The organism is Candidatus Enterococcus testudinis, assembly GCF_002140915.1.
In the GTDB taxonomy this organism is placed as follows: domain Bacteria; phylum Bacillota; class Bacilli; order Lactobacillales; family Enterococcaceae; genus Enterococcus_D; species Enterococcus_D testudinis.
In genome coordinates, this window is record NZ_NGKU01000001.1 from 2,511,453 (window position 1) to 2,527,487 (window position 16,035).

Consider the following 16,035-nt stretch of genomic DNA (forward strand, 5'->3'; position numbering starts at 1 on the left):
CTGCTTTTATCCAAATATATAACCGATGATACCCCCTGCAACAGCGCCTGCCAAGGCCATAATCAGGAGATCCCGCACCACCTTTTGCCGCTTGGCAATTTTCTCAGGCTGGTTGTAAAACGCAGCGCGATCTTTGTATAATTTGCCCATTAGATAAGAAACGATGGCAATCATGACGGGAACAAACAGCAGCCCGGTACAAATGCCAAATACAAATGACCAAATAGCATGATCCTGCCAATGCCAGATTGATTTGACGCTATACAATATTGCCAATAATAAAGCCCCCACCAATGCGACCCAAAAAGATCGTTTGATCAAATACCGTTGTTCCGCATTGATCCGTTCTTGGTAACTATCTTGGTCACTGAATATCGGTGGTGCCGCTAAATTTCCTTCAAAATAATAATACCGTTTTTGATAGTTGCTGATGTAATGCCAGCCGCTTGCTTCATACAATGCGATATACTCAGATTCTTCTGACGATTCACCGTCAAAAAAGTCAACCGCAAATTTCTTTGCTTGCGGTGCCTGTTTCTCAAACCGTAAAAAGCCCAACCGATTCATGCCCACAAAATGCCACCCTAACATGGCTTGCTTCTGTAGTCGAAGCATTTCTTTCTCTGGGTAATAGGCAACCCCCAAAGAGAATAAAATCTTACGCTTTTTCATGTTCACTCCCTCCCATTTTCATCATCATTCCAGCACCAATATCATAAAAAAGTTTCCGCCGGCGAATATCTGCTTCTAACACGTCTCTGCCCTGAGGTGTGATGAGATAAATCTTTTTGCGATCGGCTGTTTCCTCTAAAATGATCCATTCCTTCTTGGTCAATTTTTTTAAGATGGTATACATGGTCGCTGGTCCAATTTCAAAGGAACCTTGACTGATTTCATGGACTTGTTTCATGATGGCATATCCATGTTGCGGCTTGAGCAATGCCAATAAAATCAAATAGGTTGCGTCCGTCAATGCTTCCTCCATTTTCTTCCTCCATCCTGCAAACTATATCACTTAATGATATAGTAGCGAATCTCAGTCACTGTGTCAAACCCTTTCAGACAAAAAACGCTGCTCCCATTGAGGAAACAGCGCAGAAATTTAGTTGACGATTTTGACTGGTGTATTGTATGGCATATTGTAATAGAACCATTTGGCATCAGGTACCGCCAAGCGAATACACCCATGAGATGCCCGCGTGCCTAATTTCCGTCCTTCGATTGCACTGAAGGTGTTGGTGGACCATGCAATACTCGTTGGGATCGTGTGGAACAAATACACACCGTGATCTTTAAAGGAGCGGTAATAAGCGGCACTTGAGAACGCAAGGCCTTTTTCAGCTTGGATACGGAAACTACCTAATGGTGTCGGTGTTCCAACTGCCCCAGTTGAACAAAGCATTGTGTAGATCACTTTGTCCCCTGATTTGATATAGACTCTTTGTTTACTGATAGAGACTTGGATATTTAAATTTTTCACATCTAGCGACGGATACTTGCCGCCAGTTGTGTACATCCAAAAATTACTATTGACACTATAGGTCTGACTTTCTTTGATCCAGCCGATTTTCCCAGCAGGAGAAACCAAATACAAATAGTTGCCATCGCTCGTCTTTGCGAGTTTGGTTGCTTGAGCCATATAGCCTTTGTAGGCACTCTTGGCACCTAACTTCGTACTATTAGGATCGGCTTTATCAAAGAAATTGCCACTACTATTGTTGACGATCACATAGCGACTGATCGAACTTTGTGAATAGATCGTATGGGCTGTTTTTACCCCTGTTGCATTGATATAGCCTAGCCATTGATTGTTTTTGTACAATGAATAGTAGGTTGATCCATTGTAATGTTGATATTTGCCAGTGACTTGAATCGTTTGATTCAGGTAATTGCTGCTGCTGGCTTTTTTCTTAGAAAAGTTGAGGTCTTGCCACAATGTGTAATTGCTATTTTTCATTTGAACAGTCAACTTTTCACTTTGCCAAGTCCCCCCTTGATTGTTGGCAACTGTAGCTGCGTCGGCATTTAGATACCCGATCCACTTACCACTCTTGTCATATAATGACAAGTACACAGCCCCATTGGCATGACTATATTTTCCTTTGGCAAGATAAGTTTTCCCTGCTAAGGTCGTTGTATTGTTTTTCTTGCTTGTCCAACTGAAATTGCCCCAAATCGTGTAATTTTTCTTTGTCAGAGTCACGTACTTGCCATAATTTTGATAGGCTCCTTGCGCATTACTAGACAATTTCACGCCTGTCGCATTGATATAACCCAGCCATTTGTTGTTTTTGTCATACAGAGAATAATAGGTTGACCCATTGAAATGACGATATTTCCCTGTCACTTTCACAGTTTGACCATTGATTGCCGCACTGGTGCCTTTTTGGGCTGTCCAATTGAAGTTTTGCCATAACGTATAATTGCTGCTGGTGATCGTTGCATATTTGTTTTCTTTTTGCCACACGCCGCCTGCATTAGCCGCTGCTTTGGTACCAGCCGCATTGACCCAACCGATAAAGGTTTGTTTGTTGTCATATAATGCATAATAGGTTGCTTTGTTGCTGTTTTTGTAAAAACTTTCTTTCACTAGATACGTTTTTTGATTGTAATTTGCCGTGGTCGTCAATTGTGTATCCAAAAAGACCGATTGCCATACTGGATAATTGTTTTTTTGGATTGTCACATATGTTTGCTCGGTTTTTAGCGTGCCAGAAGCAATCGATACAGCGCCTATTTCGACAATGCCTGCCTTACCTTGGTCATTTTGCAATAGCAGGTACTCTTGCTTGGTTGTTGGCTCTTGATATTTCTTAACAGCTTTGAAAGTTTGACCAGCGAGGGCTTGATTTGATCCATTCTCTGTTAACGTTCCTTCTGTCAGTTGATAGAATAGTGTACTTGTTGGCACATTTTCTGTGTCATTGATGGCTATCGTTTTCAATTTCACGTATTGAGTTACATACCCTTGGACTTCTTCAACTACGATTGCCTCTGTTTGATCAGAGAATGAAGTGATGCCTTGTAATTCTGATTCCTCACTTGTTGCGCTAGACGGATTTTTTTCAGTTGCAGCCGATCCGGAAGTTTGTTCCTCTATCACACCTTCATATGATGAAGGTGTATCTGAACCTGTATCTGTAGTTGATTGCGATTCTTCTTCTGAAGTCGAAGGTTCTCCAGAGGCGCCATTTCCTGTTGATTGGGTCGTGCTATTTTCTTCCTCAATGGCACTGTCCGTATCTGTTGCGGCACTGTCACTTGTGGCAGTAGTATCTGTGGCTGTTGCGTAAACCTCGATGCCCGTACCCAAAACTGGTGTTGCCAGTAATAGAAAGGCAAATACACTGTTCAGTACCCGACGTTTGACTTTTTTCATCCTTACTCCCCCTTTTGTTCTATGATGATTTCTTTGTGTGTATCCGATGAATCAACCCTACCAATTTAGTATACCACTGACCGTAAAAAATGATAAAAAAAAAGAGAGCAAGGACCGCGAAGTCTTTGCTCAACTGTTTGAAATCGTCTTAGCTATGTTCAGCGATCAATGCTTTCAATTGATCTTTTGTGTGGACCCCAATCGCTTTGTCGACCACTTGGCCGTCTTTCTTCAACAACAAAGTTGGAATAGACATGATGCCAAATGAAGCTGGTGTTTCAGGATTTTCATCCACATCCATTTTCACGATTTTTAATTCATCTTCATCGTATTCACTTGCTAATTGTTCTAAGATTGGTGCTTGCATACGACAAGGACCACACCATGTTGCCCAAAAATCAATCAGTACTAAACCTTTATCGGTTTCTTCTGCAAATGTTTTATCTGTAATTTCTAATGCCATTGTACTTCCCCTCCATTTGTGTGACTAAAAAAAGTATAACATGGATCAAACATTTTTTAAAACCGTCTGCTTACAAAAGGTAAGAATCATGAAGAATTACTTAAATTTCACGATTGTCGCACCATTGCCGCCTTGGTTGCTTGGCGCAAATTCAAAGCTTTTGACAGAACGGTGATTTTTCAAGTATTCAGTAATCCCTTGACGCAAAGCACCCGTTCCTTTGCCATGGACGATGGTGACTTGCGGATAGTTTGACAAAATGGCTGCATCCAAATATTGATCAACTTCTGCCAAGGCTTCCTCGTATCGTTTGCCCCTCAAATCCAATTGATTGATGACAGGATTGCTATCTGCAGAACGGACCGTATTCACAACACGCTGCACAGGTTCTTTGACAGGCGCTGCTGGCTGCAAGTCTGCTGCTGGCAGAGTCATTTTCAAAATGCCGATTTGCACTTGCCATTGATCCTTACCAACAGGTTTCAGCAACACGCCTCGTTGGCCATATGAAGTTACCAAGACTTCGTCACCAGTTTTCAAGGTTTTGGCTGCTTTGGCTTTTTGCAGTACTTTGTTTTTTTGTAGCTGTTCTTCTTGTTGCAAACCAGATAATTTCGTTCTGGCATCGATCAATTCATGTTCTTTGACTTTTGTTTGTCCACCAGCCAGTTGCATTTTGCGAATATCCGCAATGATTTTCTCTGATTCTTCTTTGGCGTCTTCTACGATTTGATTGGCTTCTTTACGCGCTTTAGCCAATTCTTTTTCACGTTCTTCAAAGAAGTAGCCATAGGCATTTTGCAATTCTTTATGCAGATCTTGCGCTTCTTTGACATAGTGTCGTATTTCTAAATATTCCGTTTCCGTCATTTTGCGGCGGTTTTCTAAATCAGCGATCATTTCATTTAGATCTTGGCTTTCCCCATCCATGATTTGCTTGGCTTGATCAATAATACCTGTTGGCAGACCCAATCGTTTGGAGATCTCAAAGGCATTACTTCTTCCTGGTACCCCAATCAATAGGCGATACGTAGGACTTAAGGTATCCACATCAAATTCCATGGACGCATTGATCGTGTTGGCACGGTTATAGCCATAGACTTTCAATTCTGGGTAATGGGTCGTTGCCATCACATAAGCGGATTTAGCCCCTAAATCATCTAGAATCGCAATCGCTAGCGCGGCACCTTCTTGAGGATCTGTTCCAGCGCCCAATTCATCAAACAGAACCAGACTGTGGCTGTCGACTTTATCCAAAACATCGACAATGGTCGTCATATGAGAAGAAAACGTCGATAGGCTTTGTTCAATCGATTGTTCATCACCGATATCTGCGAAAATTTCAGTGAAGATACCCATTTGGCTGTCTTCTTCAGCCAATATCGGTAACCCTGCTTGACCCATGATTTGCAATAGTCCTAGCGTCTTCAACGTGATCGTCTTCCCACCGGTATTTGGTCCGGTAATGACGACCGCTTGATAATCTTGACCAATTTGAATATCATTCGGCACCACTTTTTCTTGATCGATCAAAGGATGGCGGGCTTGTTTGAAGACCACATGATTTTCGCTATCTATGGTTGGTACGATGGCCTTCATTTCTTTACCAAAACGGGCTTTGGCATTCATAAAATCAAATTGGCCAATCACATACGCATTGTGCAGAATTTCTTTTTGATAAGGGACCAATTCTGCTGACAATTCTGCTAAAATCCGTGTGATTTCATCTCGCTCGGCGATTTGATGTTGACGTAAGCGATTGTTTTGTTCTACTACTTGTTTTGGCTCGATAAACAATGTTTGTCCTGACGAACTTTGGTCATGGACGACGCCGCCAAAAACACCGCGGTATTCCTGTTTAACAGGGATCACATAGCGGTCATTTCGTATGGTGACAATCGTATCACTTAGATATTTTGCATTGCCGCCACGTACGATATTGTCTAGCGTTTCTCGAATCGTTTGTTCCGAACGGCGAATCGACTGGCGGATCCCCCTTAACGCTGGAGATGCATCATCTGTGACCCGACCATCCTCGTCAATGGCTTCTTTTAAACGACGACTGAGGGCCGGTAAGGAAATCAGCTGTTCTTCCCAATGATACAAACGGGCGAATTCGATCTCGCTATCCGATAAATCATCAAAAAAACGCTTGAGCTCTTGTGTGGTAGACAACACTCTCGCGACTTGCGCTAATTCGATACCATTCAGGTCGGCACCAATTTCGATTCGCTTCATTTGCGGGCGGATATTTTCGATTTTCGGCACAGGAATCCCTCCCCGTAACCGATGCACTTTCAGCGCATCTTGCGTTTCAGAAAGCCACGCTGTGATCACTGATGCATCACTAGAAGGAACCAGTTTTTCAAGCGCTTCTTTCCCTTGCGCTGTAACGATATATTGGGCAATGTTTTGTTTCACCTGATCAAATGCCAATACGGATAATATTTTTTTGTTCATTCATTTTCACCTGCTTTGCTGTTGTTTGCTATAAAAAAGGCAGTCTGGCTATCCAACCATCTGCCTCAACGTCTTAACCAATCACATCGGTGATCCAAATTTGATAGAAATAATCTGAAATAATTGGCGAATGATTGACAATAAAATCGACTGTACTGCTTTTATCAAATAGGTTTTGTACTGTCGCAAAAGGAATCATCGAAAGAATCATGAAGAAGATGTACAAATTGATATACATCAATATCACATTCAAGACACCTGCCAACGCCCAATCATACCCATACAAAAAACGCAGCCGTTTGTATCGCAAGCTATCCGCAAAAATCGCCACTAACTTGGTGAGCAACCATCCTGCGAACAAGACCATCACAAAGGCCACAGCTGCATAATAAGCCTTATCCAAGTCCAATGCCATATCCAGATCATAATATTTCAGTTTAGAATCGGCTGTAACTGACATATAAGGAACATATAATTCAATTTTTTTTGCAATATCCTGATAGTTCGCTACGGCGATCATGAAAGAGAGTACAAACCCCAACACTGAAACCAACTGTAAGCTGGTCCCACGACGCGCCCCACCATAAAAGGCAGCTAAGAGCAGAATCGCAACCACTAATCCAATCATTTAGGTATCCTTTCTACGCCACACTAGCCATGGGCTGTTTTTTCTTGAATGTTTCGTTTTCGTTGTTCGTTCAAAATCTGTTGTGCTTCCACATGATTGTGGATTTCCACCTCGCTGCGTCCGGTATCATCCAATACTTTACGGGCCTCAGATTCTATGGCTTCGATCCGTTTGATCCGGTTTTCCAATTCTGTGGCTTTAATGGCTTGAACACGTAATTCATCCACTTTTCTTTGCAAGCGCAATAATTGTTCTTGTTTCTTCAATTGATCTGAAATGGCATTGATTGCTAACAAAATCGATGCTTGTTCTTTGTCCGTCTGAGGGGATAACTGCATGATTTCAACCAGTTGTTCATTCACCAGTTTTGTCACCATATCCATATGTTCTTTGCTCTCACGGCCAATGATCGTATAGTTTTGATTTGCAATCACTGCCTTGTAGCGTTTCTTTTGCTCCGTCATAGGAAACTTCCTCCCACTGCCTACATTCTGTATTATTCTATCACCTAAACCATACTTGTCGCAAACTCTTCACTATTATACGTGATTTTCTTCTGAATTTCCATGCTTCACTTTGCTATTCCTGATTCAAGGCAAAAAAAGCGACGAAAGTATGATAAAATCTTCATGTATCCTTTGTTTTTGCGTGTAAAAACAAAGTGTAAGGAGGAAAAATATGTCCGCGACCGTCATCAAAGTATCACCAGCTGAAATGAAAAAAATCACACAGTATTATCAGTCAGACCGCTTACCCAAAACAGCGCCCTACACACTGTTCACAGCGAAGAAAAATCAAACCACCATTACTGCCTACCAATCAGGTAAAGTCATGTTTCAAGGGACAAATGCGGAAAAAGAAGCAGCATTATGGGGTAGCCCGACTGCAAGCAAATCCAAACAAACGACTGACAATCCCCTTCCCGCGGGTTTTAGCGAGAAGAGTGCCATCGGCAGTGATGAAGTCGGCAATGGCAGTTATTTGGGTCCATTGGTCGTCTGTGCCGTCTATGCGGATCAAGCCCATTTACCTGCTTTAAAAGCCCTTGGCGTCAAAGATTCCAAAATGCTGACCGATCAGCAAATTCGCGCGATGGCCCCAAAAATCAAAGATTTGGTGCCATTCCAACTACTGACTGTCACACCTGAGAAATACAATCAGATCCAACCAGCGTACAATACCGTCCGTATGAAAGTTGCCTTGCACAATCAAGCTATCCGCTTATTACTGGAAAAGATCGCACCGCAAAAACCTGAAGCGATTTTGATCGATCAATTTACGTCAGAAAAAAATTATCGTACTTATTTACAATCGGAAAAACATGCTGTTACGGCACCTTTGTATTTTGCCACCAAAGGCGAACAGTACCATCTATCTGTTGCTGCAGCTTCGATTCTCTGCCGGACAGTATTTCTGGATGAACTGGATCAAGCATCGAAAAACCTTGGCTTTAAAGTACCTTCTGGCGCTGGCCATGCTTCAGACTTAGTTGCGGCCAAGATATTGCACATCGGCGGCGAGGACTTACTAGGCAAATACGCCAAGCTGCACTTTGCCAATACCGAAAAAGCACAAAAATTAGCGAATAAGTCTTAGCGTAAAGAGACTGTCAGAAATAAGACCTGACAGTCTCTTTGCTTACATAAGAAAACCCAAGATCCCTCTTAGTAGTCGATTGTTGGCCATTCAATGCCAATCTGAATCAATCCTGACAAACAAGCTTGTACAAATGCTGTCTCAACCACGATCTCTGGCAGAATAAGATCTGCATACACAGAAGCCAAATGCGTTGCAACTGATTGTGGCACCACGCTGTCAGCCCATCTATCCGGGATAAATAAGATCAGTTTATTGGGATCATACATTGCAACCATCGCTTGAACAGCCGCGTTGACTTGCATAAGAATTTCTCCCACTTTCAATGGGAAGGATACCTTATCAAATTGCGGCAAATACTTGATTTCGCCACTCATTTGATTGGCCCCGGTAAACAACTGCTGACCAATGACCAACGCACCCCCTGGTGGAAATTGTTCAGGAAAATAGATGACACCAACGATTGATGAACCGCTTCGGTAATGCATGGCAGCTGCATTCACATCGTTCTCGATCACTACATCGGCACCAATTTCGGCAGCTATGATTTCTCTTAAAGTGACACCTTTTAGAAATGGCACATCCGAAATCTCAAGTTTTCCAACGATTTCTACACCTGGAATACCTATCACCGTTTTATGGATTTTCGGATACAGACGCTTCAGTTCCTTTAACATTTTTCGGAAGTTTTGTATATCTTCTATCTCTTTCTCAATAGTGAATACGATGTCACCATGTAAATCTGCGATTGAAAAACAAAAATCGATCATCTGTTTTTTTTCAATAAATTGTACCACCAAAATAAATGCTCTCGATGCATTGAACTGGTAAGCAAAAGCCCTTCTTCCACCAGTTTTTTGGCGCACTTCTGAAGGTGTGATCCACAGATTTTCAATCAGTTCCGGCAGTAACTTATTGATTGTAACAACACTTAAGCCAGAGGACTCTGCCAATTGACGTGTTGTCATACCGACTCTTTCCTCTTTTAAAATAGACAGCAATAAGTGTTGATTATGCTCTTTAATATTTTTTGGTTGATACGCCTTCATCTCTCAGCCTCCATTCCATTCGTATCATATCAAATGTTCAGTACTATTTATAGCTTATAGCTTTATTAATTTTCTTTATAAAGGTATACTATATGCATCTTTTTAAACAAAGTTTATTAAGTTCTTTTCACATAAAAAGAAAGGATGAAGATAGAATGAAAATAGAGCATCTCGCTATCTTTACAAAAGACTTAGAGGAAATGAAGTCTTTCTATGAAACATATTTTGGTGCAAAAAGCGGGGATAAATACCATAATCAAAAAACAGGCTTTCAATCTTATTTTCTCAGTTTTGATTCAGGTAGTCGCCTAGAATTAACAACGAAAGCACATTTAAGTCCACGTAATGCAGAAAGCTATGGCTATACGCACTTAGCACTAGCTGTAGGCAGCAAATCAGATGTGGACCAACTTGCCAAAAGGTTTGTCGAAGATGGCTTTCCTCTTTTAAATGGTCCCCGAACAACGGGTGATGGATATTATGAAGCAGTGATTCAAGACCCTGAGGGCAATTTGATTGAATTGACAACAGAATTGGATAGTAAAATACAGTCACTTAACAACGACTAAAGGAGAAAAGATATGTTATTTACTGATTACCATGTCCATAGCGATTATAGCGATGATTCTTGGTACCTCATGGAAGATGTTGTCAGAGATGCCATTCAAAAAGGCTTATCTGAAATCTGTTTTACAGAACATGTCGATTATGGCGTTAAAGAAGACTGGCAACCTGAGGATACCTATCTAGTAGGAAAAAATAAAGTCGTAAAAAATGTCCATTATCCACGCTATTTTAAAGAGTTGGCTGAATTAAAAGAAAAATATGCAGCACAAATCACAATCAAAACAGGCATGGAGTTTGGTATGCAAATGCATACCATTCCCCCATTCCAAAAACTATTTGATGCCCATTCGTTTGATTTCATCTTGCTCTCCGTTCATCAAATAGATGATTTAGAATTTTGGACAGGTGCCTATCAACAAGGACGCAGCCAGCAAGAGAGTTATCAACGTTATTATGAAGAGATGTATCACTTAGTCACCACTTATAAAGATTATTCAGCACTTGCGCATATGGATCTGATCCGTCGCTACTTGGATAAAGAAAAAGATGCCTTTGACACGACAAAGGAACAAATTGCCGAGATTCTTAAAATTGTGATTCGCGACGGGAAAGGCATCGAGCTCAATACTTCCTCGTACCGTTATGGCATCAACGGGTATACTCCGTCCATTGAGATTTTGAAACTATACCGTGACTTAGGCGGGAAGATCATCACGATTGGCAGCGACAGCCATAAGCCAGAGCATTTAGGCTTTCAAATTCGAGAAGGACAAGCGTTACTGCACACTTTAGGTTTTGATCATATTTGTACCTTTGATCAAATGGAACCAGTATTTCATTCGTTCGATTAACAGGATAAATTTCTAAGAACAACAAAACCAGTCCCAAATTGGACTGGTTTTGTTGTCTATTTTAGTTTGTCCACGCTGCAACTTCTTCTGCGTGATTGTTTACCCAATCTTTAGCTGCGTCTTCTGCAGATGCACCATCATTGATGGCTAACATGACTTCTTCCATGTCTTCTTGGGTCCAGCTGAATTTATCCAGTACGTCGTAAACTTCAGGCATATCTTCAGAGAGCCCTTGGCGTACCATCGTATTGATGCTTTCCGCATCTCCCATCGTTCCTTCAGGATCATCTAGATATTTCAAGTCGTACTTCGCAAACATCCAGTGGGGCGACCAACCAGTGATCACGATCTCATCTTGATTTTTGATAGCTTGTCCCAAGGCAACTGTCATGGCACCCGAAGAGGAAGTCGCCACTTGCCAATCAGATAAATTATCATAAGAGGCAACCGTATTTTCAGCAGCTGAAACCACACCGGCACCTGGTTCGATTCCAGTGATTGTTTTGCCTGCTTCATCTGAAAGGTCCGCAATTGAATCTACATCCATATAGCTGGGAACAACGATTCCTAGCTTGGCACCTTCTAAATTAGGCCCTAAATTTTCCACTTGATCTTGATATTGTGCATACTGGGCTTCATGAGTAGAAGGCAGCCACGCTGCAACCATTCCGTCCACTTCGCCTTTTGCCACTGATTCCCACATAATCGCATTATCCAAAGGTGTTGTATTGACTTCATACCCCATCTCAGATAAGACTTCGGCGACTACATGTGTTGAGGCAACTTCTGTATCCCATTCAACATAGGCCAAATTGACAGTGCCTTTATTGTCTGACACATTTCCAAAAGTTACAGACGCACCGATCAACGCCACAACTGCTACCGCGGCAACACCGCCGAATAATCTTTTTTGCTTACGGCTTTTCGCTGTAACGGCTTGTTTCTTATGTGCTGGTTTATTCAAGTTTTGTGTGAAGCGGTCCATAATGATAGCTAAGATCACCAATGAAACACCGCTGACAAATCCATTCCCTACTTGTGCCCGCTGTAAAGCAGATAAGACGCCGCGTCCTAAACCTGGGGCACCGATCATTGATGCGATGACGACCATCGATAGGGCCAACATGGTTGTTTGGTTGACACCTGCCAAGATGGTACTTTTGGCCAACGGCAATTCAAGCTTGATCAACTTTTGCCATCCAGTGCCGCCGAAGGAATCTGACGCTTCCACTAATTCGCGAGAAATTTGACGAATACCTAAGTTGGTCATTCGTACAGTTGGCGGTAGTGCAAAAATGACAGAGGCGAAGACCCCTGGTACCATACCGATGCCAAAGAAAGCAACGGCAGGAATCAAGTAGACAAAGCCTGGCATAGTTTGCATAAAGTCCAGAATCGGTGTGACGATACTTTGTGCTTTTTCACTTTTGGCCATGAGGATCCCTAGTGGAATCCCAATAATGATCGAAACCAAACTAGAAAGCAAGACCAATGTCACAGTATTCATCAAGTCTGTCCACAAACCTTGGTTATAAATAAACAACAGACCAACAAATGTAAAGGCGGTGAGTCCCCATTTTTTACCTGACACTAAGAAGGCGGCAATCGTCAATAACACAATCAATACCAAAGGCGGTACGAACAATAAAACATTGGTGATGGTATCCATGATCAATTGACCAAAGGATTGTAAAGCGGAGAATAACCCGCTGAATGTACTTGTCAGCCATTCAGTAAAAGCCTCCACCCAATCTGCTACCGGAATCGTTTGTTGTAAAAAGTTACCCATTAATGACTACCCCTTCCTTTGTGCTTGATTGCGTATCCGTTTCTGCAAGTGCCTCAATCACACTGCCGCGAATCACGACGCCAATCAAACGATCATTTTCAACGACCGCTAAAGGTGTTGGAGAGTCATAAATCAAATTGAAAATATCTGTAACCAACATATCTTTATCAATTTTTTGAACATTTTTATCAATGACTTCTTTAAGGCTCAAATTGTTTTTGCGGGCATCTCTCGCTGATTCAGCTGTTAGACTCCCTTTAAGATGACGGCGCTTATCTACAGCCAATAACATACTGACTTCTTCTTTACGCATACGATTCAAAGCCACGCTTGGTCCATCAATTTCAACATTGGTAGTCAACGCTGGCACCATGATATTTTGGGCCGTCAAGACTTTCGACCGATCAACATCTTCCACAAAATCACGGACATACTGATTGGCAGGATTGGTTAGAATTTCTTCCCCTGTACCAATTTGCATAATTTGTCCATCCTTCATCAAGGCGATCCGATCACCAATTCTTAAGGCTTCATTCAAATCATGGGTGATAAAGATGATGGTTTTTTGGACATTGGCTTGCAGTTCTAATAATTCATCTTGCATCTCACGACGAATCAAAGGATCCAGTGCTGAAAAGGCCTCATCCATCAATAAGATTTCTGGATCATTGGCTAACGCCCGTGCCAAGCCGACCCGCTGCTGCATACCACCAGATAACTGGTCAGGGTATTGATCTTTAAAGGACAATAGTCCTGAGTTATCTAACGCTTTTTCTGCTTTCTTGGTTCGTTCTTCCTTTGGCACACCACGCACTTCTAAACCATACTCGGTATTTTCTAAAATCGTGCGATGAGGAAACAAGCCGAAACTTTGGAATACCATATTGATTTTATGACGACGGACTTCCCGCAACTCTTCTTTGCTCATCTTTGCAATATCTACGCCATCAATATAGATGTCTCCGCCAGAAGGCTCGATCAAGCGATTCAACAAACGAATCAAGGTAGATTTCCCACTCCCTGATAAGCCCATGATGACAAAAATTTCTCCTTCGTTGACTTCAAAGTTGACATCATACACACCAACAGTCGCCCCGGTCTTTTCTAAAATCTCATTCTTGCTGCGTTGTTCTTGGATCATGGCAAACGCTTGTTGCTTCTTTTTGCCAAAAATTTTGGTTAAGTGTTCCACTTTAACTTTACTCAAATGAAAATTACTCCTTTTTCTGAAAAATTTCACGAAAGTGACCATACTATAGTAACAAGCGGTGGTCACTTTGTCAAAAAAAAAATTCGGCTAAGTCACAGACAATGTGAAATAGCCAAATTTATTCGATTTAATGAGGATCACTTGGGTAAAAGAAATTGTTCATTCGTTGCAGCGAAAGTTCATTACCCACAAAGTATATCTTATTACCGGCACTGAATTTCGCATAGGGTCCAGGTGACAGCAGCAATTCTGTTGTAGTTTGAATGGCTATAATGGTGGCGCCGGTCACTTGCCAAATATTCAACTCGTTAACACTTTTTTCTAAATGTTGGGCTTCATCCGTCAAAGCTAGCTCGAATGGCACAAAAGGACTCATATGATGTACTTTCTTGGTTTGCTGCACCAACACATTCAATAATTCAGAAAAATTATCCAGTTCTTGCTGCTGGCGGTCGACACTTTCTAAAATATCAGCGCGAATTTCCTGGATCGTTTGAACATCTTGATATTGCTCGACAAACGCTTGGGCTTTCTCTTTCGAAGCAATGTAGGCACCACTGCCATGACGTACATCCATGATTTCAAGATCAACCAAGACATTAATAGCTTTGCGGGCTGTTTCAGGAGAGACATTGAAATTGCTGGCTAAAGTAGAACGCGCATGGACTTTTTGACCGACTTGATAACGATTTTCAACGATCCGTTCAGCGATTTCGACGGCAATCTGTTGATATCTGGGCAATGCGACTTTCTTTTTGTTTGGGAACTGACTGGTCATGAAGAACTTCCTTTGCATTTTTTTTCATGATAACAAGAATTGGCTCACCTGACAACTATTCATCGCTATGGGGATTACGCAGCAGACGGACCCGGTGAACTTGCGGCAATTCACGCAGCAATGCGGCAACGGCAGCTAATCCCTTCGTATCATGTTCAGCCAGATCAATGATCGTATACGCCATTCCTGACTGTCTCTCACTCGCCAAATGCGCGATATCAATAGCCGCTTCTGACAGTAATTTTAACAACGGTGCCAACGCACCCGGCGCATCTTTATGAAAAATCGTTATCCGATGAGGGGCCAAAAAAGGCAATGTGACTTGTGGATAATTCACAGCTTCTTTGATCGTCCCATAGCGCAAATAACGATCCATACGAGCAAAAACGACTTGGTCTCCTGCGGTCAACGCATCGATCGTCGTTCCGCCCATGTGGGGATAACAAATCACTTGCGGATGGTTCAATAACGCGGCTGTCGGAAAATCGGTGATGTACTGTTTCAGGATTCCTTGGTCCAATGCTGACAGTACAGCTGTTTCTTCAACGATTTCCCCTCTGCCAAAGTTTAGCAAAACGGTATCAGGCTTCATCTGGGCTATCGCTGCTTCATCGATCAATCCACTTGTTTGTTCATTCAATGGCAATAACACAACCACAAAATCGGCTTCTTGCAATAGTTCCGATAGTTCTGCCGTTTGTTCGAAAAATTGACTCTCTTTTTGTGTGCGCGCATAGCCAATCACATCCATTCCTAAATGGAAACAAGCTTCCGCTAACCGTTCCCCAATTTCACCCAATCCTAGAATACCAATTGTCTTTCCCGCCAATTCTTCCCCAATGATTGCTGACCTGCGTTCTTCAGCAATAGCTAGTATATCCGCCGCTGCAATTTCCCCTTTTCTCGCCTCTTCTTTGATTTGATCCATGATAGTGTGGGCTTTATTTAATGGGCGTACATGCAAAAATAAATTTGCCAATATCAATTCTTTGACTGCGTTGGCATTAATACCGGGCGTGTTAAAGACCACTGTGCCATTTTCTGTACATTTCTCAATATTGATCGTGTTTGTTCCGGTTCCCGAGCGCGCAATGACTGCCAGCTCAGGTGTGATCATAGCATCCGGCACTTGTTTGCTTCTTACAAAAATGGCTTCTGGTGTAGCCGAATCTTGAAAAGAATACCTTTTTTTGATTGCTCTACTTTTTGTCGGTTCTGTTATTTTATCCAGCAAATAGATATTTCTCATCCAAATCCCCCCACTT

15 protein-coding genes are annotated in these 16,035 nt (G+C 42.1%); 3 read left to right on the forward strand and 12 right to left on the reverse strand.

From position 1 onward, the window contains the following. Positions 1-6 precede the first annotated feature (6 nt). The 7 genes from A5886_RS12195 to zapA form a co-directional block, all read right to left on the reverse strand. Positions 7-672, reverse strand: a complete 666-nt coding sequence (locus A5886_RS12195; RefSeq protein ID WP_086275377.1) for a DUF2812 domain-containing protein — start codon at positions 670-672, stop codon at positions 7-9. Continuing rightward, a complete protein-coding gene (locus A5886_RS12200; protein ID WP_086275378.1) occupies positions 659-985 on the reverse strand; it encodes a PadR family transcriptional regulator in 327 nt (108 codons plus the stop codon). Before A5886_RS12200 ends, A5886_RS12195 begins: the two co-directional genes overlap by 14 nt. A 117-nt stretch (positions 986-1,102) precedes the next feature. After that, positions 1,103-3,379, reverse strand: coding sequence for a L,D-transpeptidase family protein (locus A5886_RS12205; RefSeq protein ID WP_086275379.1), 2,277 nt, complete (start codon positions 3,377-3,379; stop codon positions 1,103-1,105). Positions 3,380-3,527: 148 nt separating this feature from the next. Next, entirely contained in the window at positions 3,528-3,842 is a 315-nt protein-coding gene (trxA, locus tag A5886_RS12210; RefSeq protein WP_054115496.1) for a thioredoxin, read from the reverse strand. Between the two features lie 96 nt (positions 3,843-3,938). Continuing rightward, positions 3,939-6,302, reverse strand: a complete 2,364-nt coding sequence (locus A5886_RS12215; RefSeq protein WP_086275380.1) for an endonuclease MutS2 — start codon at positions 6,300-6,302, stop codon at positions 3,939-3,941. Between the two features lie 73 nt (positions 6,303-6,375). Beyond that, the gene (locus tag A5886_RS12220; protein WP_086275381.1) at positions 6,376-6,930 is read right to left on the reverse strand and encodes a CvpA family protein; all 555 of its coding nucleotides are present in this window, start codon (positions 6,928-6,930) and stop codon (positions 6,376-6,378) included. A 23-nt stretch (positions 6,931-6,953) separates the two neighbouring features. Then, positions 6,954-7,394, reverse strand: coding sequence for a cell division protein ZapA (gene zapA / locus A5886_RS12225; protein WP_086275382.1), 441 nt, complete (start codon positions 7,392-7,394; stop codon positions 6,954-6,956). Positions 7,395-7,608: 214 nt separating this feature from the next. Here zapA and rnhC point away from each other — a divergent pair, with 214 nt between their 5' ends. Continuing rightward, the gene (gene rnhC / locus A5886_RS12230) at positions 7,609-8,526 is read left to right on the forward strand and encodes a ribonuclease HIII (RefSeq protein WP_086275383.1); all 918 of its coding nucleotides are present in this window, start codon (positions 7,609-7,611) and stop codon (positions 8,524-8,526) included. A gap of 68 nt (positions 8,527-8,594) precedes the next feature. Here the strand turns inward: rnhC and A5886_RS12235 are convergent, their stop codons facing one another. Further along, entirely contained in the window at positions 8,595-9,575 is a 981-nt protein-coding gene (locus A5886_RS12235; protein WP_086275384.1) for an ROK family transcriptional regulator, read from the reverse strand. A 155-nt stretch (positions 9,576-9,730) separates the two neighbouring features. Here A5886_RS12235 and A5886_RS12240 point away from each other — a divergent pair, with 155 nt between their 5' ends. Then, entirely contained in the window at positions 9,731-10,144 is a 414-nt protein-coding gene (locus tag A5886_RS12240; protein WP_086275385.1) for a VOC family protein, read from the forward strand. Between the two features lie 12 nt (positions 10,145-10,156). Then, positions 10,157-10,993 carry a histidinol-phosphatase HisJ family protein gene (locus tag A5886_RS12245; protein WP_086275386.1) on the forward strand — a complete coding sequence of 279 codons (837 nt, stop codon included), beginning with the start codon at positions 10,157-10,159 and terminating at the stop codon, positions 10,991-10,993. A gap of 61 nt (positions 10,994-11,054) precedes the next feature. On the opposite strand, the gene A5886_RS12250 is transcribed toward A5886_RS12245, so the two are convergent. From A5886_RS12250 to A5886_RS12265, 4 genes are all read right to left on the reverse strand, one after another. Continuing rightward, positions 11,055-12,782 carry an ABC transporter permease/substrate binding protein gene (locus tag A5886_RS12250; protein WP_086275387.1) on the reverse strand — a complete coding sequence of 576 codons (1,728 nt, stop codon included), beginning with the start codon at positions 12,780-12,782 and terminating at the stop codon, positions 11,055-11,057. After that, complete coding sequence (locus A5886_RS12255; RefSeq protein WP_086275388.1) at positions 12,775-13,989, reverse strand: quaternary amine ABC transporter ATP-binding protein; 1,215 nt, start codon at positions 13,987-13,989, stop codon at positions 12,775-12,777. Before A5886_RS12255 ends, A5886_RS12250 begins: the two co-directional genes overlap by 8 nt. 130 nt (positions 13,990-14,119) lie before the next feature. Further along, the gene (locus A5886_RS12260; RefSeq protein ID WP_086275389.1) at positions 14,120-14,770 is read right to left on the reverse strand and encodes a GntR family transcriptional regulator; all 651 of its coding nucleotides are present in this window, start codon (positions 14,768-14,770) and stop codon (positions 14,120-14,122) included. Positions 14,771-14,825: 55 nt separating this feature from the next. Continuing rightward, complete coding sequence (locus tag A5886_RS12265) at positions 14,826-16,019, reverse strand: phosphoglycerate dehydrogenase (RefSeq protein WP_086275390.1); 1,194 nt, start codon at positions 16,017-16,019, stop codon at positions 14,826-14,828. Between the last annotated feature and the right edge of the window lie 16 nt (positions 16,020-16,035).

Excerpts from the sequence above, each read along its gene's own strand:
- trxA (WP_054115496.1), bottom strand. The coding sequence starts at position 3,842 with ATGGCATTAGAAATTACAGATAAAACATTTGCAGAAGAAACCGATAAA.
- A5886_RS12220 (WP_086275381.1), bottom strand. The coding sequence starts at position 6,930 with ATGATTGGATTAGTGGTTGCGATTCTGCTCTTAGCTGCCTTTTATGGT.
- A5886_RS12215 (WP_086275380.1), bottom strand. The coding sequence starts at position 6,302 with ATGAACAAAAAAATATTATCCGTATTGGCATTTGATCAGGTGAAACAA.
- A5886_RS12205 (WP_086275379.1), bottom strand. The coding sequence starts at position 3,379 with ATGAAAAAAGTCAAACGTCGGGTACTGAACAGTGTATTTGCCTTTCTA.
- rnhC (WP_086275383.1), top strand. The coding sequence starts at position 7,609 with ATGTCCGCGACCGTCATCAAAGTATCACCAGCTGAAATGAAAAAAATC.
- A5886_RS12265 (WP_086275390.1), bottom strand. The coding sequence starts at position 16,019 with ATGAGAAATATCTATTTGCTGGATAAAATAACAGAACCGACAAAAAGT.
- A5886_RS12250 (WP_086275387.1), bottom strand. The coding sequence starts at position 12,782 with ATGGGTAACTTTTTACAACAAACGATTCCGGTAGCAGATTGGGTGGAG.
- A5886_RS12200 (WP_086275378.1), bottom strand. The coding sequence starts at position 985 with ATGGAGGAAGCATTGACGGACGCAACCTATTTGATTTTATTGGCATTG.
- zapA (WP_086275382.1), bottom strand. The coding sequence starts at position 7,394 with ATGACGGAGCAAAAGAAACGCTACAAGGCAGTGATTGCAAATCAAAAC.
- A5886_RS12195 (WP_086275377.1), bottom strand. The coding sequence starts at position 672 with ATGAAAAAGCGTAAGATTTTATTCTCTTTGGGGGTTGCCTATTACCCA.
- A5886_RS12260 (WP_086275389.1), bottom strand. The coding sequence starts at position 14,770 with ATGACCAGTCAGTTCCCAAACAAAAAGAAAGTCGCATTGCCCAGATAT.
- A5886_RS12245 (WP_086275386.1), top strand. The coding sequence starts at position 10,157 with ATGTTATTTACTGATTACCATGTCCATAGCGATTATAGCGATGATTCT.
- A5886_RS12240 (WP_086275385.1), top strand. The coding sequence starts at position 9,731 with ATGAAAATAGAGCATCTCGCTATCTTTACAAAAGACTTAGAGGAAATG.
- A5886_RS12235 (WP_086275384.1), bottom strand. The coding sequence starts at position 9,575 with ATGAAGGCGTATCAACCAAAAAATATTAAAGAGCATAATCAACACTTA.